This is a genomic window from Streptomyces sp. NPDC002896 (assembly GCF_040295225.1).
Taxonomy (GTDB): Bacteria; Actinomycetota; Actinomycetes; order Streptomycetales; family Streptomycetaceae; genus Streptomyces.
This window is the reverse complement of the sequence record NZ_JBEOVA010000052.1, coordinates 16,287-39,954: the sequence shown is the minus strand read 5'-3', so window position 1 is coordinate 39,954 and position 23,668 is coordinate 16,287. Positions and strand designations below refer to the sequence as shown.

The 23,668-nt window shown below is 71.3% G+C and carries 19 protein-coding genes; 6 read left to right on the top strand and 13 right to left on the bottom strand.

The window, feature by feature from the left end:
- Window positions 1-281 (top strand): hypothetical protein (locus tag ABT009_RS43845; protein ID WP_351307855.1); only part of this gene is annotated, 281 nt, incomplete at its 5' end.
- Between the two features lie 214 nt (window positions 282-495).
- On the opposite strand, the gene ABT009_RS43840 is transcribed toward ABT009_RS43845, so the two are convergent.
- Window positions 496-1,503, bottom strand: coding sequence for a stage II sporulation protein M (locus tag ABT009_RS43840; protein ID WP_351307852.1), 1,008 nt, complete (start codon window positions 1,501-1,503; stop codon window positions 496-498).
- A gap of 171 nt (window positions 1,504-1,674) precedes the next feature.
- Between ABT009_RS43840 and ABT009_RS43835 the strand changes: the two genes are divergently transcribed.
- Window positions 1,675-2,673 (top strand): RDD family protein, encoded by a 999-nt coding sequence (locus tag ABT009_RS43835; RefSeq protein ID WP_351307849.1) that lies wholly within the window; start codon window positions 1,675-1,677, stop codon window positions 2,671-2,673.
- A gap of 35 nt (window positions 2,674-2,708) precedes the next feature.
- Here the strand turns inward: ABT009_RS43835 and ABT009_RS43830 are convergent, their stop codons facing one another.
- The 9 genes from ABT009_RS43830 to ABT009_RS43790 form a co-directional block, all read right to left on the bottom strand.
- The gene (locus ABT009_RS43830; RefSeq protein ID WP_351307846.1) at window positions 2,709-3,317 is read right to left on the bottom strand and encodes a hypothetical protein; all 609 of its coding nucleotides are present in this window, start codon (window positions 3,315-3,317) and stop codon (window positions 2,709-2,711) included.
- A gap of 162 nt (window positions 3,318-3,479) precedes the next feature.
- The gene (gene ahcY / locus ABT009_RS43825; RefSeq protein WP_351307843.1) at window positions 3,480-4,940 is read right to left on the bottom strand and encodes an adenosylhomocysteinase; all 1,461 of its coding nucleotides are present in this window, start codon (window positions 4,938-4,940) and stop codon (window positions 3,480-3,482) included.
- A 431-nt stretch (window positions 4,941-5,371) separates the two neighbouring features.
- On the bottom strand, window positions 5,372-6,349 hold the full coding sequence (locus ABT009_RS43820; RefSeq protein WP_351307840.1) for a cation diffusion facilitator family transporter: 978 nt from the start codon (window positions 6,347-6,349) through the stop codon (window positions 5,372-5,374).
- A 118-nt stretch (window positions 6,350-6,467) separates the two neighbouring features.
- Window positions 6,468-7,646: a mannose-6-phosphate isomerase, class I gene (manA, locus tag ABT009_RS43815; RefSeq protein ID WP_351307837.1), complete on the bottom strand. Its 1,179-nt coding sequence runs from the start codon at window positions 7,644-7,646 to the stop codon at window positions 6,468-6,470.
- 165 nt (window positions 7,647-7,811) lie between these two features.
- Window positions 7,812-8,942, bottom strand: coding sequence for an SIS domain-containing protein (locus ABT009_RS43810; RefSeq protein WP_351307834.1), 1,131 nt, complete (start codon window positions 8,940-8,942; stop codon window positions 7,812-7,814).
- A gap of 55 nt (window positions 8,943-8,997) precedes the next feature.
- Window positions 8,998-9,168 (bottom strand): Trm112 family protein, encoded by a 171-nt coding sequence (locus ABT009_RS43805; RefSeq protein ID WP_351307832.1) that lies wholly within the window; start codon window positions 9,166-9,168, stop codon window positions 8,998-9,000.
- A 231-nt stretch (window positions 9,169-9,399) separates the two neighbouring features.
- Window positions 9,400-10,764 carry a phosphomannomutase/phosphoglucomutase gene (locus ABT009_RS43800; RefSeq protein ID WP_351307829.1) on the bottom strand — a complete coding sequence of 455 codons (1,365 nt, stop codon included), beginning with the start codon at window positions 10,762-10,764 and terminating at the stop codon, window positions 9,400-9,402.
- 127 nt (window positions 10,765-10,891) lie between these two features.
- The gene (locus tag ABT009_RS43795; protein WP_351307826.1) at window positions 10,892-12,508 is read right to left on the bottom strand and encodes an L-lactate permease; all 1,617 of its coding nucleotides are present in this window, start codon (window positions 12,506-12,508) and stop codon (window positions 10,892-10,894) included.
- 268 nt (window positions 12,509-12,776) lie between these two features.
- Window positions 12,777-13,151 carry a DUF3499 domain-containing protein gene (locus tag ABT009_RS43790; protein WP_351307824.1) on the bottom strand — a complete coding sequence of 125 codons (375 nt, stop codon included), beginning with the start codon at window positions 13,149-13,151 and terminating at the stop codon, window positions 12,777-12,779.
- Window positions 13,152-13,558: 407 nt separating this feature from the next.
- Between ABT009_RS43790 and ABT009_RS43785 the strand changes: the two genes are divergently transcribed.
- Window positions 13,559-14,029 (top strand): metallopeptidase family protein, encoded by a 471-nt coding sequence (locus ABT009_RS43785; RefSeq protein ID WP_351307861.1) that lies wholly within the window; start codon window positions 13,559-13,561, stop codon window positions 14,027-14,029.
- A 54-nt stretch (window positions 14,030-14,083) separates the two neighbouring features.
- On the opposite strand, the gene ABT009_RS43780 is transcribed toward ABT009_RS43785, so the two are convergent.
- The 3 genes from ABT009_RS43780 to ABT009_RS43770 form a co-directional block, all read right to left on the bottom strand.
- Window positions 14,084-15,565 (bottom strand): DUF5719 family protein, encoded by a 1,482-nt coding sequence (locus tag ABT009_RS43780; protein ID WP_351307821.1) that lies wholly within the window; start codon window positions 15,563-15,565, stop codon window positions 14,084-14,086.
- A complete protein-coding gene (locus ABT009_RS43775) occupies window positions 15,562-19,323 on the bottom strand; it encodes a glycosyltransferase family 2 protein (protein WP_351307818.1) in 3,762 nt (1,253 codons plus the stop codon). Before ABT009_RS43775 ends, ABT009_RS43780 begins: the two co-directional genes overlap by 4 nt.
- Window positions 19,324-19,652: 329 nt before the next feature.
- Window positions 19,653-19,916 (bottom strand): WhiB family transcriptional regulator, encoded by a 264-nt coding sequence (locus tag ABT009_RS43770; RefSeq protein ID WP_017945871.1) that lies wholly within the window; start codon window positions 19,914-19,916, stop codon window positions 19,653-19,655.
- 685 nt (window positions 19,917-20,601) lie between these two features.
- Between ABT009_RS43770 and ABT009_RS43765 the strand changes: the two genes are divergently transcribed.
- The 3 genes from ABT009_RS43765 to ABT009_RS43755 all read left to right on the top strand — a co-directional run bounded on the left by ABT009_RS43765 (window position 20,602) and on the right by ABT009_RS43755 (window position 23,632).
- A complete protein-coding gene (locus ABT009_RS43765) occupies window positions 20,602-21,105 on the top strand; it encodes a cysteine dioxygenase (RefSeq protein WP_351307815.1) in 504 nt (167 codons plus the stop codon).
- Window positions 21,106-21,191: 86 nt separating this feature from the next.
- On the top strand, window positions 21,192-22,172 hold the full coding sequence (gene cofD / locus ABT009_RS43760) for a 2-phospho-L-lactate transferase (protein ID WP_351307812.1): 981 nt from the start codon (window positions 21,192-21,194) through the stop codon (window positions 22,170-22,172).
- Window positions 22,169-23,632 (top strand): coenzyme F420-0:L-glutamate ligase, encoded by a 1,464-nt coding sequence (locus ABT009_RS43755; protein ID WP_351307809.1) that lies wholly within the window; start codon window positions 22,169-22,171, stop codon window positions 23,630-23,632. Before cofD ends, ABT009_RS43755 begins: the two co-directional genes overlap by 4 nt.
- Window positions 23,633-23,668: the final 36 nt, after the last annotated feature.

Sequence of the window (23,668 nt, the reverse complement as noted above, 5' to 3'; positions counted from 1 at the left end):
CCTCGACCATCATCAAGATGGACGGGGTATCAACATATCTGGCGTTGATTTTTGGCACGCTGTTGAGTTCTCAAGGAACGGACGCTTCCTTTGTATTCACCCGAGAGACTCTCTCAGGCTTTCCTCCGGGCGCTTCCCTTCGGTGTTTCCAACCTTACCAGATCCGTTTTCCGTTCCGTTCCCGGTCGGAATTCATTTCCGGTGGCCGTTGGAGGGCCTTTTGCCTTCGGTTGCCTTGCGGCTTCCCTTTCGGCGGTTCCGACTTTATCAGAGGTTTTTGACCGGGCTGACCGGCCACTCGTTCCTGATTAATCGGGATGGCTTCTCAAGGATGTGATCCATAAGGATGCGATCTTGGAAGCAGGTAGATGCTCACGGATGCCCCTGAGCATGCTCCACTCCAGGCAACTGTTCGAATCTACCTCCCCGAACCGACCGTGTCAACGGCTTTCGGGGCGAAGAGGAGACTAGCAGGTCAGCCTGCGTGTCCGCACATCACGCGGCGGTGGGCACGACGGCGCTGCGCTCGGATTCGTCCAGGTCGCCCACGTCGCCGGCGCGGGCCGCTCTGCCGCCGAGCACATAGACGTACGCGAGAAAGGCCAGCTCAGCGGCGATTCCGATGCCGATCCGGGCCCAGGTCGGCAGGCCCGAAGGAGTGACGAAGCCTTCGATGGCGCCGGAGACGAAAAGGACCAGAGCGAGGCCGATCGCCATGCCGACAGCGGCGCGTCCCTCGGCCGCAAGGGCCGTGCGGCGGGTCCGAGGGCCCGGGTCGATGAGGGTCCAACCGAGCCGTAGGCCCGTACCGGCAGCGACGAAGACGGCGGTCAGTTCCAGCAGGCCGTGCGGCAGTACAAGGCCGAGGAACGTGTCGAGACGGCCGGCGGAGGACATCAGGCCGATGCCCACGCCCAGGTTGAGCATGTTCTGGAAGAGGATCCAGATGACCGGCACGCACAGGAAGCCGCCGAGGACCAGGCACATCGCGGCGGCTTGGGCGTTGTTCGTCCAGACCTGTGCGGCGAAGGAGGCCGCCGGGTGGCTCGAGTAGTACGTCTCGTACTGGCCGCCGGGGCGGGTGAGCTCGCGTAGTTCGGAGGGGGCCGCGATTGCGGACTGGACCTCGGGGTGGGTGCCGATCCACCAGCCGAGGAGAGCCGCGACGACCGTCGACAGAAGCGCGGTCGGGACCCACCAGTGGCGGGATCGGTAGACGGCTGCGGGGAAACCGTGCGTCAGGAAGCGGGTCACGTCGCGCCAGGAGGCGCGACGGGTGCCGGTGACGGCGCTACGCGCGCGTGCCACCAGTTGAGTGAGACGGCCGACGAGTTGGGGGTCTGGTGCGCTGGACTGGATCAGGGAGAGGTGGGTGGCCGTGCGTTGGTAGAGCACGACCAGTTCGTCCGCTTCGGCGCCGGTCAGGCGGCGCTGGCGGCGCAGCAGGGCGTCCAGTCGGTCCCACTCCGCTCTGTGGGCGGACACGAAGACGTCCAGGTCCATCGGATCTGCTGCTCCTCGGCTGCTCTCACTGAGGCTGCTGTGGCTGCTGTGGAGGCAGCGACAGCTGCGTGGCTACGGCTACTGGCGGCACGTGCGCACTCAGCTTGGCAGACTGGCTGTTCGTAAGGCAGGGCAGGGGACGGTACGGCGGGGCAGGGGAAGGCGGCCGACGTGAGTGAGCTTGTGACGGGCGAGGCGGTGGCGTTGGAGCTGCGTCCCGCGAAGCTGCCGAGCCGTGCGTTGGCCGTGTTGATCGACCTCATCGTGGCGTGGGTCGTCTATGTGGCTGTGCTGCTGGGCCTGGCGGCTGCCACGGCGTCACTGGATGAGGCCGCGGTCGCGGCGGTCTCGGTGGCTGCCTTCCTGTTGGTGCTGGTGGGCGGTCCCATCGCCGTGGAGACGCTCAGTCATGGGCGCTCGCTGGGCAAGCTGGCGTGCGGTCTGCGGGTGGTGCGGGATGACGGTGGGCCGATCCGGTTCCGGCATGCGCTGGTGCGGGGTGCCTTCGGTGTCGTCGAGATCCTGGCGACGTTCGGGATCGTCGCGTGCATCGCTTCGTTCGTGTCCGCGCGGGGGCGGCGGCTCGGCGATGTCTTCGCGGGGACTCTGGTCGTACGGGAGCGGGTGCCCACCGGGCGTGCTGCTTTCGTTCCTCCGCCGCCGCCATGGCTGGTGGGGCGGTTCGCCGGGCTCGATCTGTCTGCTGTCCCGGATGGTTTGTGGCTCGCGATCCGCCAGTACCTGACGCGGATGGGGCAGCTGGATCCGCAAGTGGGCTGGGTCATGGCCGAGCGGCTGGCCACCGATCTTGCGGCGCGGACGGGGGCTCCGATGCCACCGGGAATTCCTCCGGCCGCCTATCTGGCGGCGGTGGTGTACGAGCGGCAGTCGCGGGATGCGCGGCGTGCCTTCGGGAGGGGCGGGGCGGCCTCGGCCGGTCTCCCCGGTGGCGGCGGGTCGGCAGTGAGTGCGGCTGCCCAGGGCGCCGCTCATCCGGGTGCGGGATACGCGGTCGGGGCCGTGCAGTGGGTGCCGTCGTACCGGTCGCCGGACCATCGCTCTCCGGACCACGTCTCGCCGCAGCACCGTTCGCCCGTTGAGCAGTCGGCTGGTGATGGGCGGAGTCGTGATGCCGCGGGGCCCGGCACTGGCTTCGTGCCTCCCGCGTAGGGAACACAGCCAGGGAACACAACCACGGAGTGCTGCTACATCGACGGCGGGGTGTCGAGGTCCTCGAGTTCGATGCCGGGCGCGGCCAGGACCACGTCGCCGGCGATGTGGACGGTGTGCTGTTCGCCGGTGTCCAGGGCTGTGACCTGGTATTCGTCCACGGTCAGCGGGCCGTTGTCAGTGGCGTGTGTTTCTCTGTTCCGCAGGGCCCAGGACTGGTCGAGGGTGCGCGGGGCCAGGACCGGTTCGGTGAAGGCGACGAGGCGGACGCGGGTCGCGGGGGAATCGGGGGTGAGACGGAGGAGACGTGTGGTCGCGATGAGGAAGGCGGGGGATCTGCCGGTGAAGGCATGGGCGGGGGCGTTGCCTTCGGTGGCGTGCGTGCCGGTGGGGTCGGTGCGTACCCAGGAGACGCCGTCGATGGCAGCGCCGCGGATCTGCCAGCTCGCGGCGTGGAGTTCGAGACGGATGGGGCGGCCGAGTTCGTCGAGGGCGAGGTCGACGGAGCCGGCGTGATCACCGGAGGGGGTGGTCAGTTGGGATACGTAGCGCCAGCCGGAGGGGCCGGGCGCGCAGTGGAAGTGCTCTTCACCGAGGGGGGTGTGATCGTGCGGATCATGGAGCGAATAGCGGCCGCGGGGCATGGAGATCGGGGTCCGGGTGCTGGTAGGGGGCAGGCCCCCGCCACGGTGGGCGAGGGCCTGCTGATGTAAGTCCGCTGAGCGGTGCTGCTGAGGGTGCCGCCGGTTCGGGGGGCCGCACAGAGGCGGTGTCGAGGGCGGCTGCCGCTCAGCAGCGGGTGGTGCTCAGTAGCGGTAGTGGTCGGGCTTGTACGGGCCCTCGACCTCGACACCGATGTACGCGGCCTGCTCGGGGCGGAGCTGGGTCAGCTTCACTCCGAGCGCGTCGAGGTGGAGACGGGCGACCTTCTCGTCCAGGTGCTTGGGCAGCACGTAGACGTCCGTCGGGTACTGCTCGGGCTTGGTGAACAGCTCGATCTGGGCCAGCGTCTGGTCCGCGAACGAGTTGGACATCACGAACGACGGGTGGCCGGTCGCGTTGCCCAGGTTCAGCAGGCGGCCCTCGGACAGCACGATGAGCACCTTGCCGTCCGGGAACGTCCAGGTGTGGACCTGCGGCTTGACCTCGTCCTTGACGATGCCGGGGACCTTCGCGAGACCGGCCATGTCGATCTCGTTGTCGAAGTGGCCGATGTTGCCGACGATCGCCTGGTGCTTCATCTTGGCCATGTCCGAGGCCATGATGATGTCCTTGTTGCCGGTCGTCGTGACGAAGATGTCGGCCTTGTCGACGACCTCGTCGAGGGTCGTGACCTGGTAGCCGTCCATCGCCGCCTGCAGCGCGCAGATCGGGTCGATCTCGGTGACGATCACGCGGGCGCCCTGACCGCGCAGGGACTCCGCGCAGCCCTTGCCCACGTCGCCGTAGCCGCAGACGACCGCGGTCTTGCCGCCGATCAGGACGTCGGTGGCGCGGTTGATGCCGTCGACCAGCGAGTGCCGGCAGCCGTACTTGTTGTCGAACTTCGACTTCGTCACGGCGTCGTTCACGTTGATCGCCGGGAACAGCAGCACACCGTCGCGCTGCATCTCGTACAGGCGGTGGACGCCGGTCGTGGTCTCCTCCGTCACGCCGCGGATCTCCGACGCGAGCCGGGTCCACTTCTGCGGGCTCTCGCTCAGGGTGCGGGTGAGGAGCTCGAGGATGACGCGGTGCTCGTCGGACTCGGCGGTGTCGACGGACGGGACCTTGCCGTCCTTCTCGTACTCGACGCCCTTGTGGACCAGGAGGGTGGCGTCACCGCCGTCGTCGAGGATCATGTTCGGGCCGCCGGTGGGGCTGTTCGGCCAGGTCAGGGCCTGCTCGGTGCACCACCAGTACTCCTCCAGCGTCTCGCCCTTCCAGGCGAACACCGGCACACCCTGCGGGTTGTCCGGCGTGCCCTTCGGGCCCACCGCGATGGCCGCGGCGGCGTGATCCTGGGTGGAGAAGATGTTGCAGGAGGCCCAGCGGACCTCGGCGCCGAGCGCGACCAGGGTCTCGATCAGGACCGCGGTCTGCACGGTCATGTGCAGGGAGCCGGTGACACGGGCGCCCTTCAGCGGCTGCTGCTCGGCGTACTCCTTGCGGATCGCCATGAGGCCGGGCATCTCGTGCTCGGCGAGGGTGATCTCCTTGCGGCCGAACTCGGCCAGGGAGAGGTCTGCGACCTTGAAGTCCTGTCGGTGATCGACAGTCGTCGTCATAACGGGCTGCTCCTCGTGATGGGTCGAGGGTGGGTACGGCTGGCTCTGCGGCGGCGGACACACCGGTGCCCGGGCGCGCGCGGCCCAGTCCGTCGGAGGCCCTCTCTCCCTCGGTCGGTCCGCGGTGCGGACCGCCCGACCGCCATCAGCAGCGACGTCTGGCTGTCCCACGAATCTACACCGATCGACCCAGCGGGCCCCAGTCCGCCCGCCGGGCTGCGGCCCCTGGGCGGTCGACGCGCCCACGGGCCTCAGTCCTGCGCCGTCCGCGGGCATGCCGGTGACTACGGTGCGGGCCGCGGGTCGTTTGTGCCCGACCTCCCCCAAGCTCTCGGCTTCGCTCGAGGAGGGGGACCCCCATCGCCCTGGGGGTATCTCCCAGGCCCTTAAGGGCACTGGGGGAGGAACGACTGCCCACAAACGACCGACCGCTAGTGCTCCGCGCCGGGAGTCGGGCCGCCCGGGGTGGCGTCCCGGTCCGGGCCCTTGGCGGCCTCGGACTCGCTGTAGATGTCCGGCTCCAGGTAGATCACGCGGGCGATCGGCACGGCCTTGCGGACGCGTGCCTCGGCGGCGTCTATGGCGGCGGCCACCTCCGCGGCCGTGTTGTCGTGCTGCACCGCGATCTTGGCGGCGACGAGGAGCTCCTCGGGGCCGAGGTGGAGGGTGCGCATGTGGATGATGCGGGTGACCTTGTCGCCGTCGACGATCGCGGACTCGATCTTCGCGACCTCCTCGCCGCCGGCGGCCTCGCCCAGCAGCAGCGACTTGGTCTCGGCGGCCAGGACGAGTGCGATGAGGATGAGCAGGACGCCGATGCAGAGGGTGCCGATGCCGTCCCAGACGCTGTCGCCCGTGATCAGGGCCAGGCCGACACCGAGGAGCGCCAGAACCAGGCCGACCAGCGCCCCGAGGTCCTCCAGCAAGACGACCGGCAGTTCGGGCGCCTTGGCGTGGCGTACGAACTCCTTCCACGACTTCTTGCCGCGGAGCGGGTTGGACTCCTTGATGGCGGTGCGGAAGGAGAAACTCTCGGCGATGATCGCGAAGACCAGCACGCCCACCGGCCAGTACCAGTGCTCGAGCTCGTGCGGGTGCTTGATCTTCTCGTAGCCCTCGTAGATGGCGAACATGCCGCCGACCGAGAACAGGACGATCGAGACGAGGAAGGCGTAGACGTAGCGCTCGCGGCCGTAGCCGAAGGGGTGCTGCGGGGTCGCCTCGCGCTGGGCCTTCTTACCGCCGACGAGCAGCAGCGCCTGGTTGCCGGAGTCGGCGACCGAGTGCACCGATTCGGCGAGCATCGACGACGAGCCGCTGAAGAGGAACGCCACGAACTTCGCTACGGCAATTGCGAGGTTGGCGGCCAATGCCGCCACGATCGCCTTGGTACCGCCTGACGCACTCATGTGTTCGTCGTGTCCCTTCGCCTGGTCCGTACGTCGCCGCGCCGGGCCGGCTTCCTTTGCCGACCCTTTGCGGTGGGTCATTGTTGCAGCACGGGAAGCATCCGGCTCATCCGGCTCATCAGGCCACCACAGTGGCACGGAAGACCGTGCCGGTCCCGGACACTTCGGTCTTCTCCCCTGCCGGGACGAAGACCGACTGCCCCGGCGCGAGCGTGAACTCACCGGTCCGCACGGAGCCGGCGGTGCAGAGCAGGATCTGCGGGGTGGGGGAGGTCACGTCGTGCGGCGCCGCGCTCTCCGGCAGGACGTACCGGGAGAGCCGGAACTCGTCGATCGGCGTCGCGTAGACCTCCTCGCCGTCCGGGGCGGCCTCGGGGCGCAGTACGCCGGGGTCGGTCGCCTCGAAGCGGACGATGCGCAGCAGTTCGGGGACGTCGACGTGCTTCGGGGTGAGGCCGCAGCGTAGGACGTTGTCCGAGTTGGCCATGATCTCGACGCCGAGGCCGCCCAGGTAGGCGTGCGGGACTCCGGCGCCGAGGAAGAGGGCCTCGCCGGGCTGGAGCTGGACGTAGTTGAGCAGCATGGCGGCGATCACGCCCGGGTCGCCAGGGTAGTGGTGCGCGATCGAGGCGTACGCCGCGTAGTCGGCTGCGAAGTCGGAGGTGTCCGGGTCTTCGGCCAGTCGAGCACAGGCCGCCGCGGCCTCGGCGACCGTGGCCGCCATCTCGTCGCGGTCGGCGGTGAGCACGGCGGTGAGGACCTCGCGGAGGGCGGCCTCCACGGGGTGGGCGTGCAGCAGGTCGACGTAGGGCTTGAGGGAGTCGACGTCCAGGCCGGAGAGCAGCTCCGCGGCCTGGAGCGGCTGCCGGAATCCGCACAGGCCGTCGAACGGCGTCAGCGCACAGATCAGTTCGGGCTTGTGGTTGGCGTCCTTGTAGTTGCGGTGGGGGGCGTCGATGTGGACCCTGCGCTGCTCCTCTGCCTCGTACCCCTCCTTCGCCTGCGCGAGGTCGGGGTGGACCTGGAGGGACAGCGGGGCGCCGGCCGCGAGGATCTTGAGCAGGAACGGCAGCCGAGGGCCGAACTTCTCCACGGACCGCGCGCCCAGTTCACGCTCGGGGCCGGCGTCGATCACCACGTTCAGCGCTCCGCGCGCGGTGCGGGACGGTGCGCCGGGGTGGGCGCCCATCCACATCTCCGCCTGCGGCTCACCCGTCGGCTCGACGCCGAGCAGCTCGGGGATTGCGGTGGTCGAACCCCAGGCGTAGGGGCGGATGGTGTTGTCGAGGCGGTCCATCGTGGCTGCTTTCTCCGTACAGGGGTCAGCGGGCTCGTACGCGGGTCAGAGCTCGTCGCGGGCCAGAGCTTCGTATCTTCGTACGCTGATCTGTGGCCCGATAGCGGGTGGAGCGCCGTACGGCCCGGACCGGACGGGATCGGGCCCCGGCCGGTCCGGTCAAGATCAGGCCCCCGAAGCGAGCGACAGGTAAACGGCGGCGAAATCCGTGATGGCGATCAGCTCCGCGAGGCCCTCCAGCTCGTTGCCGCCCTCCGGCTCGAGCTCGCTGATCGCGGTGTCGTGGCTGAGCGCGAGCTCGCGGGCGGCGGGGGCCGCGCTGAGGACGTCGGTCGGCTGGTCCCTGAGCAGGAGGACGCGGGCGCGCAGGGCCTGCTCCTCCTCCACGCGGTCGCGGAAGAAGTCCTCCGGGTCGGCGCCCCCGGCGAGGGTGCTGACGAGCAGCGCGCCGTGGGCGGGCATCGCCTCGGGCAGCTCGGCCGCGAGCGCGGGACGCCCCGCGAGCTCGGCGAGCGCGGCGGCGAAGCGGCGGCCCGTGGGGCCCGCACCCGAACCCTCGGTCCAGATCAGCGGGAGGGATTCGGCGAACTCGGCGGCGAGCGTCTTGGCCGGGTTCTCGTACGTCGCGGTGGCCGGGCCGCAGCGTTCGGCGGTGTGGTCGAGGCGGTCGGCGACCTTCTGGAGACCGTCGGGCGGTGCGTCCAGCAGGCCGGTGCGGTCCAGGAGCGTCAGCAGCGGTGTGAGCAGCGCCCACAGCGCACCGGGGCTCGCCGCCGCGGTCTGCTCCTGCTCCTCGTACGGAGCGGTGGCCATCGGTACGACCAGGCCGTGTGCGGCGCCCTGGACCGCTTCGGTGAGCGGGGAGCCGGCGGGGGCCACGGCGACGACCGTGCAGCCGCGGCGGTACGCCTGTTCGGCGAGGAGGGCGAGGCCCGGCTCCGAACCGTCGGGGGTCGCGATGAGCAGCAGATCGACCGGGCCGGCCCAGCCGGGCAGCGCCCAGCGCAGCGCGCCGGCGGCCGGGGCCACGCCGGTGGGCGCCAGGCGTGTGACGGGACAGCCCGCGGCGACCAGCGTGGAGAGCAGGTCGGCGACGCAGTTGGCGGCCATGCCCGGTCCCGCGGTCAGCAGGGCCCGGGGACGGCCGTCGGGCTTGAGGTCCATGAGGCCCGCCTCGGCCGCGTGCCGGAGGGCGGTGCGCACGCGGGCGCCGGCCTCGGCGGCGCCGCGCAGCAGGCCTCGGCGGTCGGCGCGGGCGAGCGCCTCGGGGTCGTCGAGCAGCGATTCGTCGAGCATGGGCGTCGGCCTCCGATCGCCGTCGCGGCTGTGACTGCCGCGCTTGTCTCTACGGTTACGCGGGGCGGCGGGCCTCGTCGACGAGCAGTACGGGGATGCCGTCCCGGACCGGGTAGGCCAGGCCGCAGTCCTTGCCGGTGCAGACCAGCTCGGTCTCCTGCTCCTTGAGGGGGGCGTGGCAGGCCGGGCAGGCGAGGATCTCCAGGAGGCCGGCTTCGAGCGGCATTGCGGGTCCTTTCGAACAGCTGGGCAGGGTACGTGCGGCCTGGTCAGCGTACCTGGCACGTGGGCCTTGGGCGGTACGTCCGCGGGGCTGAGCTTCGTGGTTACGTGCGGGCCAGTGGCCCGTTTGTGCCCACCCTCCCCCATGCTCTCGGCTTCGCTCGAGCAGGGAGGACCCCCATCGCCCCAACGGAACGACTGCCCACAAACGGGCAGAACCCACACGAGGCAGCCCTCAGCTTCTGATGATCGTCAGAACCTCGTCGCGGATCTTCGTCATCGTGGCCACGTCCCGGGCCTCCGCGTTCAGGCGGAGGAGGGGCTCGGTGTTGGAGGGGCGGACGTTGAACCACCAGTCGGCGGCGCTGACGGTCAGGCCGTCGAGTTCGTCGAGGGTGACGTCGTCCCGGCCCCCGTAAGCGGCCTTGATCGCGGTCAGCCGGTCCGCCTGGTCGGCCACCGTCGAGTTGATCTCGCCGGAGCCCGCATAGCGGTCGTACTGTGCGACGAGCTCCGACAGCGGGCCGTCCTGGCCGCCGAGCGCCGCCAGGACGTGCAGGGCGGCGAGCATGCCGGTGTCGGCGTTCCAGAAGTCGCGGAAGTAGTAGTGCGCGGAGTGCTCGCCGCCGAAGATCGCGCCCGTCTCGGCCATCTGCTGCTTGATGAACGAGTGGCCGACGCGGGTGCGCACCGGCGTGCCGCCGTTCTCGCGGACGACCTCGGGGACCGACCAGGACGTGATCAGGTTGTGGATGACGGTGCCCGTGCCGCCGTTCCTGGCGAGCTCGCGCGATGCCACCAGGGCCGTGATCGCCGACGGTGAGACCGGGGCGCCGCCCGCGTCGACGACGAAGCAGCGGTCCGCGTCGCCGTCGAAGGCGAGGCCGATGTCGGCGCCCTCCTCGCGCACCCGCTTCTGCAGGTCCACGAGGTTGGCCGGGTCGAGCGGGTTCGCCTCGTGGTTCGGGAAGGTGCCGTCCAGCTCGCAGTACATCGGCACCAGGTCGATCGGGAGGCCGGCGAACACGGTGGGGACGGTGTGGCCGCCCATGCCGTTGCCCGCGTCGACGACCACCTTCAGCGGGCGGATCATGGTCAGGTCGACGAGGGAGCGGAGGTGCGCCGCGTAGTCCTCGAGGGTCTCCCGCCGGGTGATGGAGCCGGGCGTGGCCACCGGCTCGGGCGCGCCGGATTCGCTCCACTCCTCGACGAGGGCGCGGATCTCGGCCAGCCCCGTGTCCTGGCCGACGGGTGCAGCACCCGGCCGGCACAGCTTGATGCCGTTGTACTGAGCCGGGTTGTGCGAGGCCGTGAACATCGCGCCCGCCAGGTTCAGCGCCCCCGAGGCGTAGTACAGCTGGTCCGTCGAGCACAGGCCGATCTCCGTGACGTCGACACCGCGGGACGCGGCCCCGCGCGCGAAGGCACGCGACAGGCCCGGCGACGAGGGCCGCATGTCGTGCCCGGTCACGATCGCGGCAGCGCCCGTCACCTGTACGAAGGCGGCACCGAACAGCTCGGCCAGCGACTCGTCCCACTGATCCGGGACCACCCCGCGTACGTCGTACGCCTTCACGAGCTGTGACAGATCAGCAGTCACGGCCGTCCTCTCCTGAAGCCCTCAAGCCCTCATCAGTCGCCCCAAACTACCTGCAGGCGCTGACAGCCGGAGACGGGGCCGCCGGAGAACCGCCAGAGAGACGACCATGGCCGGGCGCCGCGTCATGTCACGGCAGCATCCAGCCGAGGACCGCCGTACTCTGCCCCACCACGATCAGGCACATGACCAGCAGCAGTCCGATGCTCCAGGGCAGCACCTTGCGCAGCAGATCGCCCTCCTTGCCGGCGAGGCCGACGGCGGCGCAGGCGATCGTCAGGTTCTGCGGAGAGATCATCTTTCCCAGCACGCCGCCCGAGCTGTTGGCCGCAGCGAGCAGCTCCGGCGAGAGCCCCGACTGCTGTGCCGCGGTCACCTGAAGCGCGCCGAAGAGGGCGTTGGCCGAGGTGTCGGAGCCGGAGACGGCGACGCCGAACCAGCCCAGAACGGGCGACAGGAAGGCGAGGCCCGCGCCGGCCGCGGCCACGAAGTGGCCGATGGTGGCCGCCTGACCAGACAGGTTCATGACATACGCAAGCGCGAGAACGGACGTCACGGTGAGGATCGCGAACCTCAGCTCGTGCACCGTCGCCGCCCATTCGCGCACCGCCACGCGCGCGTGCACGCGGAGAACGGCGGCGGTGGCGAGCCCGGCCAGCAGCACGAGCGTGCCGCCGGTCGACAGCAGCGGCAGCGAGAAGACGTTCTGGCCGACCGGGTCCCCATCCGGATTGGCGACGTTCAGGAACGGCCAGTCGAAGGTGCGGGTCGCCTCCGCGAACAGCTCCTTGACGGCCGGGATCTGGGCGATCGAGAAGACGGCGACGATCAGCGCGTACGGGGCGTAGGCGCGCACCACCTCGGGCCGCGGATCGTCCTCGTCGAGCTCGTCGCTGCGTACGCCGGTGAGGACCGCGGCCCGTACGGGTTCCGCGGCGGGCCTGCGCGCCCCCGGCAACGCCACCAGCGCACCGGCGCCCGCCAGCGCGGCCCCGATGTCGGCGAGCTGCGCGGAGACGTAGTTGGACGCGGCGAACTGCGCGACGGCGAATGCGGCGCCGCAGACGAGAGCGGGCACCCAGGTCTCGCGCAGCCCGCGCCGCCCGTCCACCAGGCCGACGAGCACGAGCGGCACCACGAGGGCGAGCAGCGGCGTCTGGCGGCCCACCACCGAGGCGACCGAGTCCAGCGGCAGCCCGGTGACCTCGGCGAGCGTCACCACCGGGGTGCCCATCGCGCCGAAGGCGACGGGTGCGGTGTTGGCGACCAGGGCGACGACAGCGGCCCGTACGGGCTCGAAGCCGAGCGCGACCAGCATCACCGAGCAGATCGCCACGGGTGCGCCGAAGCCGGCGAGCGCCTCCAGCAGCGCCCCGAAGCAGAATGCGACCACGAGAGCCTGGATGCGCGGATCGTCCGAGAGCCGCCCGAAGGATCGGCGCAGGATGTCGAAGTGCCGCGTGCGGACCGTCATCCGGTACACCCACAGGGCGTTGACGACGATCCACAGGATGGGGAAGAGGCCGAACACGGCCCCCTGGGCGGCACCCGCGAGCGTCTGGCCGAGCGGCATGCCGTACGCGAGCCAGGCGACCAGCGCCGCGACGGTGAGGCCGATGAGCCCCGCGTGGTGCGCCTTCATACGGACTACGCCGAGCAGGACGAGGACGGTGAGGAGGGGAAGAGTCGCGACGAGCGCGGACATGCCGAGCGAATCGGCCACGGGCTCGAGTTGCTGGACGAACACGAGGCGCCTCCAGGTTTTCCGTGATGCGGAAAGCAATTTCTCACGGGCGGGAGGAATGGTCGTGTCCGCGACAACGCCAAGTCAATGGGTCGTACGGCGGTGAAGTCGTGCAGGTGAAGTGGCGCAGCGGGGGAACTGGTGCCGTCAGGGGGCGACTTGGGGCCGGGAGAGGGCGACTTTGGAGCAAGGAAAGCGAGGCGTCAGGAGTCCGGCGAGCGCAGAACCCGCAGGCCGTCAGGGATCCAGCGAGCGTAAAACCCGCAGGTCCTCAGGAGTCAGGCGAGCGCAGAACCCGCAGGTGCCCGCGGCGCCCGACCTCCCTCGGGTCGACGGTCCGCCCGCCGCCCCCGGCCTCCGCCGCGCGCTCCTGGGGGCGGGCCGCCTCACGCACGGCGTTGGCGAGGGCCTCGAGGTCGTCGCCGGTGGGGCGGGCCGGGCCCGAGGCGTCGGCGAGCCGGACGACCTCCCAGCCGCGCGGCGCGGTAAGCCGCTCGGAGTGCTCGGCGCACAGGTCGTAGCAGTGGGGTTCCGCGTAGGTCGCGAGGGGGCCGAGGACCGCGGTCGAGTCGGCATAGACGTACGTCAGCGTCGCGACGGCGGGACGGCCGCAAGCGGTGCGCGAACAGCGACGTACAGGGCTCACGACGTTGGACGGTACCGCACTCTTGAGCGGGCCGCGACGACTCCCTCCGAGGTCACTCCACCGTGTCGTGGCGTGATCCTTGCCACGTCCGCTCCCGAACGCTCGCCGCTGACCTGCACAGACCGTCGCATTCCCGGGAAGCGGCCGAGTTACATGCAGTCACCACCTGGTGCATATCCAGACATACGCCATGCCATCAGCGGTCCCGGAGAGACGCGGAGAGATACGGAATCGATCTCGAGCTTGGCTGGAATGGTCATCGAACGACATGCCGTGTTCTGCGACGGAATCGGCGATACGCGGCCGAGCGGGCGTCGGCCACGCGGTCGGTGTCCGCAGGACGCCTGCTCAGCAGCCGCGCGGGCGGCCACCACAGAAGACCGCCCGAGGACTACGCTTCATCGGTGATGGACAGCCCCGTACCGCCCCGTGCCGCCGAGCCCAGGCCCCGCCGCCGTGACCGCCACGGCAGGGGTATGCGGGGCCCCGTCGCGCCTCCGCAGGTTCCGCTCTCCGCAAGCCGCGCCGAGGCCTTCGCGGACCTCGTCCAGGACTCCGTCGAGCGGCTGGAGCGCCGCTGGCCGCAGCTCGCCGACATCGACTTCCTGGTCCTGGAGGTGCCGAGGCTCGACGGTGGAGGCCCTGCCGCCGGGGCGGATCTGGTGGCCTGGGGCGAGGATGCCGTTCCCCTGGGCGGCACGATCCCGGCGCGCGAGGGCCGCCCCGCGCGCGTCGTCGTCTACCGCCGCCCGGTCGAGATCCGCACCAAGGGACGCGACGAGCGCGCCGCACTCGTGCACGAGATCGTCGTCGAGCAGGTCGCCGAGTTGCTGGGCCTCACCCCGGAGACGGTGGACCCGCGGTACGGGGAGGACTGACCGCCCGTACCAGGCCCCGGTCACGCGTCGGTGGAGGTCACCGGCAGGGCGGGATCACTTCTGCAGCACGGAGAGGTCCTGGTCCGCTGTCGGCACCGAGACCGTCCCCCGGTCGTCCGGCAGCGTCTGCACGGTGAACATGGGGATGCCGTCCTGCGGCAGTTCCAGCATCCGCGAGGCGTAGACGGGGCCGCCTGACACCGTCTCCACCGTCAGCGCGTATGTCCCCTTCAGACCGCTCGGCACCGGCGCCTGCAGCGCCGTCGTCGTACCGCCCTTGACCGTGTACGTCTTCGTCACCGCCGTACCGCCCTCGCTGCCCTCCGACGCCGTGACCCTGACCTTGGCGGACTTGCCCGGGGCGACCAGGGAGAGCGTCGAGCCCTTGGCGCGGTTGCCGGCGGCCGTCGCGCGTGCGCCGACCGGGCGCGTCGCCGGTATGAACGCGGTCTCCTGATTGCTGCCCTTGCCGCGGACGACCCGCAGGGCCGCCACGAACGGCGCCGAGTCCTCCGTGGGTGTGAGGACCAGCGAGCCCGCCTCGCCCTTGGTGACGTCGCCCAGGTCGACGGCGGCCGTCATGCCGGACTTGACGTGCAGCGTCTCGTGCCCGGCCGGGGTGATGAGGCCGTTCGGGGACGCCAGCTGCACCTTCACGTCGGCGTCGTCCTCGCCGGTCGCGAAGGCGACCAGGCGCACGGCCGTGGCGTCCTTGGGGATGCCCGGCAGCACCAGGCTGCCGGCCGGGTCGGCGGAGGCGGGCAGCCAGTCCGCGCCGAGCTTGTCGTCGGCGGCCTGCACGGCGGCGGCGACCCGGCCGCTGCGCACGGTCACGTGCACGGTCAGGTTGGTCTGCGGTTCGTCGGCGAGCGTGGACAGCAGCACCGGCACGCTGGAGTGCGGCGGGACCTGGATGCCCTCGGCCACGTCGGACTTGAGGGCGCCGCCCTTGCCGTAGAGCTCGATGTCGACTACCGCGGCCGAGTCGTCCGGGTTGGTCAGGTGGACGTAGTCGCTGCGCTCCTCGGCGGTGCTGGCGCCCGGGAACCAGAAGTCCGTGTCGGGAGCGGTGCAGTCGACTCCCAGGACGCCCCGGGTGATGCCCGCCGGGATCTCGGTGGTCTGCTGAACGGTCCAGCCCGGTGCGAGGCTTCCCTCGGCGGTGCCGACGAGCGCGGGCGCCTCCGCGCCCGACGACTCGCCCGTGACCGGCTTGCCCGGCTCCTTCGGCGACAGCACGGGCTTGTCCGCCTTGCCCTTGGCGCCGTCCTTCGACTCCCTGGTCGCCGCGGTCACTTCGGCCTTGCCGGTGCTGCCGGAACCCTTCACCTCGGGGGTGAAGGACGTGTACGAGGTCTCGGCGAGGTCCGAGGTGCTCGGTGCCGGGCAGAGCAGCGTGGAGCGCTCGACGGGCAGACGGGCGGCCGCCTTCGCCGCGCCGCCGTCCGCACCGTCCGGCGCGGTGAGAGAGGCGAACCCGGTGACGGCGGCGAGCGCGGTCACGGCGGCGATCAGGGAAACGGTGGTGCGGTTCACTGGTGGCTCCCGTCGGGGCGCTCATGGTCGGTGCCGTGCGGCGGCTGCGTCGGCTGCTGCTCGTGCGACCCGTCATAGGCCGTCGGGGCCTCGTCGTAGGCCGTCTGGCCGGACTGGCCGTACGACGCGTCGTACGCCTCATACGTCCCGCCGTACGCGTACGGGTCGTACTGGCCGCCCTGGTACGGGTCCGCCTGGTACCCCTGCTCGAACTGGCCCGCCTGGTCGTACGCACCCGCCTGCTCGTACGAGCCTGCCGGGTACTGGGCGCCCTCCTGCTGCTGGCCGTACGTCCCGTACTCGCCGCCCCCGTAGCCCGGCGTCTCCCACTCCCCGTACGACTGCTGCTGGGGAACTGCTGCCGGGGCCTCCTCCGGAGGAGGCGGTACGGCGCCGCTCTCCTCGGGCTCCGCGGCCCCGTCCTCCTGGGCCGCTGTCTCTTCGGCCTGCGCCCGGAGCCGGCGCGCGCGGCGCCCCTCCCCCGCCACGGGCTGGGCGGGTACGACGGGCTCGTCGGGCAGGTCGTCGTCGATGTCCCGGCGGCGGCCAGGCAGCGCGAGGACGACGAGGACGACAGCGAGTGCGCCCTGCGCCCACAGCCAGGCGGTGTGCGTGACCGGAGCGTCGTGGGTGACGTCCAACCGTCCGCCGGTCGCGGGCAGTTCGAAGCCCTGGGCCCAGCCGTTGACCGTGGTCGCGGTGAGCGGGCGGCCGTCGAGCGTTGCCGTCCAGCCGTCGTCGACCGAGTCGGCGAGGCGCAGCACGCGGCCCGCCTCGCCCGCCGGGATCGTGGTGTGCAGCTCGACGGGCCCGGAGGCGACGGGCAGCGGGTCGCCGGACTTCGGGACGATGGCGGCGCGCGAGACCTGGCGGTCCACGCGCCACAGCGAGCTGCCGTCCTGCTGGCTGAGGCGGCTCAGGCCCGGCGTGGCGTCCAGGACGCGGCTCATCTGGCGGGGCGCCCCGCCACGTACGAGCACATAGCGCACCGCGAAGCCGCCGAGCTGGTCGGCCTGGTCGGCACCGGAGCCCGCGACGAGGTTGGCGACGACCTTGTCGAGCTTCGTGTTGCTGTCGCCCGCCTCGGTCAGTTCGGCGTCGCCGAGCCGGGCGCCGGAGCCGCGCACCAGGGTGTACGCGACCTCGGCGTCCGAATCGCTGTCCAGTACGAGGGTGCGGGGCTGGTCGCGGGTGTCGGCCTCTTCGGCCACGAAGGCGGGCACCTGCACCGGGTCGCGCCGCTCCAGCGGACCGTCGGCACCGCGGATCATCCATCCCACGGCGGCGATCAGCGGCCCGGCCACCGCGGCGAAGGCGATGAGGGCGGCCACCGGCTGCCGCCAGCCGAAGCTCTGCTCGGCCACACGCGCGCGTGCCCCGTCGGCGCCGAGCGCGGCGGCACCAAGCAGTGCGACGCCGTAAACGAGGGTTGCGGGCCCGGCCCACGTCGAGCCGTTCGAGAGGGCCGCGAAGACGAGGGCCACGAGCGCGACGGCCCAGGCGGTGTACACCGCGGTCTGCCGTTCGCCGCGCAGCAGCGCGGCCAGCGCCGCGAGCACGATGCCGATGAGCATCAGACCGGCGACCGCGCCGGGGCCGCCCGGCGATCCACCGAGCAGGTCGAGACCGGACGCCGAACCCTTCCCGTACTCCAGACCGGCCTCCTTGAAGAAGCCGAACGGCAGCAGCGACAGCGACCAGGGAGCGAGGATCAGCAGCGGCGTGCCGAGCGCGGCCAGGAAGCGCAGCCCGTACGCGACGAGGTCGGCTCTGCGGACCGCAAGGAGTCCGATGCCGAGGATCAGCGCGATCGGCCAGATGATCGGCGTAAAGGCCATGGCGAGGGTGAGCAGCAGAGCGTACGCCCAGGTGGCGCGCCAGCTGCCGCGTGCGTCGCCCCGCGCGGTGAGGCCGCTCGCGGCGATACCCGCACGCGCGATGAGCGGCAGCAGCACGGCGAGTACGGCGGTGCCGATCCTGCCGCCCGCGAGCGCGCCCGTGACGGCGGGCAGGAAGGCGTACGCGACAGCCGCCCAGGCGCGCAGCAGGCGCGATTCGACGAGGGGGCGCGACGCGAAGTAGGCGGCGAAACCGGCCAACGGCACGGAGCACACCAGCAGCACCGTGACGGCAAGTCCGGTGGAGCCGAAGAGCGCGGCGGCGAGCATCGCGACCAGCGCGAGATAGGGCGGCGCGGACTGGGTGCCGCCGGTGCCGACCGGATGCCAGCCGCTTGCGTAGCGTCCCCACAGCCCGGAGACGTCCGCGGGCGCGGGCAACAGCGCCCCGCCGGCGAGCGCTCCACCGCCGAGCAGCTCGCGGCACGCTATGAGGGAGACGAACAGCAGGACCACGAAGAGCATGGGCCCCGGCTTGCGGGCGACGCGCTTGAGGCGGGCGAACTGCTCGATCTCGAGGAAGTCGGCGTCGTCGCCGCCGGGTCCGGACTCGATGGCGCCGCCGTGCCGTCCCGCGCCGGAGGCGACCTCGGGGTCGGAGCGGCCCACGAGGTTGCTCGCGACCTGCTCCACGGTGGCCCGTACGGTCGCGCCGGGCGGCGGGAAGAGCGGCCGCAGTTCGGCCTTGTCGACCTGGGGTCTGCCCCGGCGGCGCCGTCCGGCGAGGACCCGCTCCGGCCGCAGCAGTACGGCGAACAGGCCGGCGACCTCGTCCAGCGCCTGGCCGGGCACCTTGCCGACGAGATACGCGAGCGTGCGCAGCAGCGTGCCGAACACCAGGCGCAGCAGCACCCAAAGGAGCGCTGCCGCACGGGCGTTGACCAGCAGGGTGTAGACCGCGCCGGACTTGTCGACGCGGTGCGGGCTGGTCGCCGTGCGGCCGACGCAGTCGACGGTGCGCCGCTCGCGGGAGGCCGCCTCCGCATGCCGCACCACGGCGTCGGGTGCGACCAGAACGCGGTGTCCCGCGGCGTGTGCGCGCCAGCACAGGTCGACGTCGTCACGCATGAGCGGAAGCCGCCGGTCGAAGCCGCCGAGCTGCTCGAAGACGTCGCGCCGGACCAGCATGCCGGCGGTGGAGACGGACAGCACGGGCCGCACGTGGTCGTGCTGGCCCTGGTCCTGTTCGCGCCGGTCGAGGCCGGTCCAGCGGCGGCCGCTGTTGGCGATGGTGACGCCGACCTCGAGCAGCTGCCGGCGGTCGTACCAGCCGCGGAGCTTCGGGCCGACGATCGCGACGTCCTTGCCGAGCTCGCGTTCGTTCTCCACGACGCGCAGCAGCTCGGCCAGCGCGTCCGGTTCGGGGGCGCAGTCGTCGTGCAGCAGCCACAGCCACTGCTCGGGCTCGCCGTACGGCAGGTCCGGCATGTCGTACGCGTCGTCGCGCCAGGTGCGGTTCACCGGGTCCCAGCCGCTTGGGCGCCTGAGGTACGGCAGGTCGTCCGGTGTGAGGACGCCGGCGATGCGAACGGCCTCGTCGACGGCGGCGCCGAAGCCGGTGCGGCGGGCGAGGTGCAGCACCCGGTCGGCGCCGAGTGCCTCGGTGACCAGCTGGGCGGAGTCGTCCGCGCTGCCGGTGTCGGCAGCGACGGCGTTCTGCACGGGTCGCTCCTGGCCGAGCAGCCCGGCGAGGGCGTCGGGCAGCCAGCGGGCACCGTCGTGCGAGACGATCACCGCGGTGACGACTTGCCGCGGGAACTCGGGCGGGCGCGTCGGGTCGGACAGCGCCGCCTGGCGAGTCTGGTCGAACACTGCGGAGGCAGCGTCGTACTGGGCTGCCGTATGACTGTGCACGGTCATCGAGGTGCGGGCCCCGGTTCGATGGACTGCGGTGGACGCCTGTGCCCTGCGGGGCGACGGGTGTCTCGGACGAGGGCCCACACTAACGGCTGGCCAGCACGGCGGCCCGCCGCCTGTGGACAACCACCTGCGACGGGCCGACATTACGTGAGCATGTGTGCGGTTTCTCCGGCCTGATCTGCACGGTTCGACCGGTTGTGTTCGGGCACGCGCGCGTGCCGGTGGTGCTTTGTTCGCCGTGCGTTCAGACGGCGACCATGTTCCAGACGGCGACCACGTCGGACGCGCGACTTGCACGGGCAGACGCCACGACTTTCAGGCCGCGACTTTCAGACCGCGGCCTTCTTGAGCCGGCGGCGTTCACGCTCGGACAGGCCGCCCCAGATGCCGAACCGCTCGTCGTTGGCCAGCGCGTACTCGAGGCACTCGGACCGGACCTCACAGGCGAGGCAGACCTTCTTGGCCTCGCGGGTGGAGCCGCCCTTCTCGGGAAAGAAGGACTCGGGGTCGGTCTGGGCGCACAGCGCGCGCTCCTGCCAGCCGAGCTCCTCGTCCGCGTCCTCGACCAGCAGTTGCTGGAACAGCTCGGTCATGTGCGCCCCTCGTCTGTCTTTGCGTCCCCGTGATGTTGCCGTTACCGATACCGGCCGAACGACACGAGTGAAATTACAAGTGTGCAGCTCCGGGCGAGTCAAGCCGAGATCTGCTATTGAGCCCCTTATTCACTCTGCGGAACCAAGCCCGTACAGAAAGTGTTCAAATCGGCATAAACCATGACACTTGCCAGTGGCCTGCCCAGGCTTTCTGGTCCCTGCAGAGAAGGACGCTCCGAACTTTCATGCGGTTCAGTCGTGCGCCCCGAAGCGAAACGGATCACATTCGGATCACAGGATCGCAACGGCGTTTGGTGCGCGGACCTATGCGGCACGTGTCCCAGGCGCCGTATGCACAAACCTTTCGCCATGCAGAGCAACCGGATGAGGTGAAACATGTCCCACATACCGGGCATCAAGTTGACATCGGACGCATGAACCGATGTCCTGGTGGGCATGCTCGTGAACTTGGCGCTCTCCGTGCCCCGCCCCGGCGGGTTCCTCGGTGCTGCCCGCACGTGCTGTTGCTGTTGCTGTCCCAGCTGTTGAGCCACACCTCGCTCCGGCTGTCCCCTCCCGCCCTCCCACCGGGCACCCACCGCCCGGCCACGGCGACCTTCCGTCGCTGATCACGGGCGGCCCCCCACGACATTCAGCACTCTTCCGCCGAGGAACCACCGCATCCATGAACAGCGACAGCGACCTCCAGATCGCCGGCGACATCCTCGAGGTGCCCCACCTCCTCCAGCCCGCCCGTCAACACCCCGTCACCGTCGCCGAGTTCGCCGGTCTCGCGCGCTCCATCGCCGCCGACCGTGCGCAGTGGGAGCACCTGGTCCAGTACGACGCCACCTCCCGCTGGTACCACCGGCTGCGCACCGGGCCCGGCTACGAGGTGTGGCTGCTCTCCTGGGTGCCCGGGCAGGGCAGCGGGCTGCATGACCACGGCCCTTCGTCCGGCGTACTGACCGTGCTGGACGGGGAGTTGACCGAGCGCACCGAGCGCGGCACGCGCGCGTTGGGGGCGGGTGCGCAGCGGGTCTTCGCGCCCGGGTATGTCCACGAGGTCGTCAACGACTCCCTCGAACCGGCCGTCAGCCTGCACATCTACTACCCGGGCCTGACCGAGATGCCGATGCACGCGGCGCGGTGCGCGTCCCGGCACGCGGAGGACAGCGTGACGGCGTGACGGCGTGGCGGCGCCGCGAGGCCCCCGTCGGGCAGGGCTCCGTAACCGGCTCACGCGGTGTCGTACCCGCCTGCAAGACTGACGGCATGCGCATTGTGGTTCTGGCAGGCGGCATCGGTGGTGCCCGGTTCCTCCGCGGTCTCAAGCAGACCGTCCCGGACGCCGACATCACCGTCATCGGCAACACCGCGGACGACATCCACCTCTTCGGTCTGAAGGTCTGCCCGGACCTGGACACGGTGATGTACACGCTCGGCGGCGGCATCAACGAGGAGCAGGGCTGGGGGCGTACGGACGAGACGTTCCACCTCAAGGAGGAGCTCGCGGCGTACGGCGTCGGGCCCGAGTGGTTCGGCCTCGGCGACCGCGACTTCGCCACGCACATCGTGCGGACGCAGATGCTGAGCGCGGGGTATCCGCTCAGTGCCGTCACCGAGGCGCTGTGCGACCGGTGGAAGCCGGGTGTGCGGCTGCTGCCCATGTCCGACGACCGCATCGAGACGCACGTCGCCGTCACGTTGCCCGATAGCGGCTCCGCCGCGGGCTCCGGCGAGCGCAAGGCCATCCACTTCCAGGAGTACTGGGTGCGCCTGCGCGCGTCCGTGCCCGCCGAGGCGGTCGTACCGGTCGGTGCCGAGCAGGCCAAGCCCGCGCCCGGCGTGCTGGAGGCCATCGCCGGGGCGGATGTCGTCCTCTTCCCGCCGTCCAACCCGGTCGTGAGCATCGGCACGATCCTCGCCGTGCCGGGGATCCGCGAGGCGATCGCCGACGCGGGCGTTCCGGTCGTGGGCCTCTCACCGATCGTCGGGGACGCGCCCGTGCGCGGCATGGCCGACAAGGTCCTCGCCGCGGTGGGCGTGGAGTCCACCGCCGCCGCGGTCGCCGAGCACTACGGCTCGGGGCTGCTGGACGGATGGCTCGTGGACACCGTCGACACGGGCTCCGTGGAGCGGGTCGAGTCCGCCGGCATCCGCTGCCGCGCGGTGCCGCTGATGATGACCGACGTCGACGCCGCCGCACAGATGGCCCGCGAGGCGCTCACGCTGGCGGAGGAGGTCCGCGGATGACGAGCGTGGGGGGTGCGGCCGGCGGGCGTGGGGTGACCGACGACGGTGTTGTCGCCGCCGGTGGTGCTGGCGACCCTGGTGCCGCCGGTGGTGCTGGCGAGCCCGGTGGCCTGACCGGCAGGTATGCGGTGGCTGACGAAGGCGGCGGTGCGCATGCGCCGGCCGCTGCGGCGGGCTTCCGGGTGTGGGCCTTGCCCGGGATTCCCGAGGTGCGTGAGGGCGACGATCTGGCCAAGCTCATCGCGGCCACGGAGCCGGGTCTTGCGGACGGCGACGTCGTCCTCGTCACCTCGAAGATCGTCTCCAAGGCGGAGGGCCGCATCATGGCCGCCGACTCGCGCGAGTCCGCCATCGACGCCGAGACGGTACGTGTCGTGGCGCGCCGCGGGACCCTTCGTATCGTCGAGAACCGGCAGGGCCTGGTGATGGCCGCGGCCGGGGTCGACGCCTCCAACACGCCCGCGGGGACCGTGCTGCTGCTGCCCGAGGACCCCGACGCGTCGGCGCGGGCGGTCCGGGACGGGCTGCGCGACGCGCTCGGCGTCGACGTGGGCGTGCTGGTCACCGATACCTTCGGGCGGCCCTGGCGCAACGGTCTGACGGATGTCGCCATCGGCGCCGCGGGCGTGCGTGTGCTGGACGATCTGCGCGGCGGGACCGACGCGTACGGCAATCCGCTGAGCGCGACCGTCGTCGCCACCGCGGACGAGCTGGCCGCCGCGGGGGATCTTGTGAAGGGCAAGGCCGAAGGACTGCCCGTCGCGGTGGTCCGGGGCCTCCCCCACGTGGTGGCTGAGGAGGCCGAGGGGGCCCGGGCGATGGTCCGTTCCGCCCGTGACGACATGTTCCGGCTCGGCACGTCGGAGGCCGTGCGTGAGGCGGTGACCCAGCGGCGTACCGTCCGCGCCTTCACGGACGAGCCGGTGGACCCGGGTGCGGTACGGCGCGCGGTCGCGGCCGCCGTGACCGCGCCTGCGCCGCACCACACGACCCCGTGGCGCTTCGTCCTGCTCGAGTCACCGGAGTCGCGGACGCGGCTGCTCGACGCGATGCGGGACGCCTGGTTCGCGGATCTGCGGCGCGACGGCAAGTCCGAGGAGTCCATCGCTAAGCGCGTCCGGCGCGGCGACGTGCTGCGCAATGCGCCCTACTTGGTGGTGCCCTGCCTCGTGACGGACGGCGCGCACACGTACGGCGACCCGCGACGGGACGGTGCCGAGCGCGAGATGTTCGTCGTCGCGGCCGGCGCGGGCGTGCAGAACTTCCTCGTCGCGCTGGCCGGCGAGCGGCTCGGCTCCGCCTGGGTGTCGTCGACGATGTTCTGCCGCGATGTCGTTCGGGAGGTCCTGGAGCTGCCGGAGGACTGGGACCCGATGGGGGCGGTGGCCGTGGGGCACGCGGCCGAACCGCCGAAGGCGCGGCCCGCGCGTGAGGCGACGGCCTTCATCGAGGTGCGCTAGACGTTTGTCAGGGTGCGCTGGACGTTCGTCGGGGTG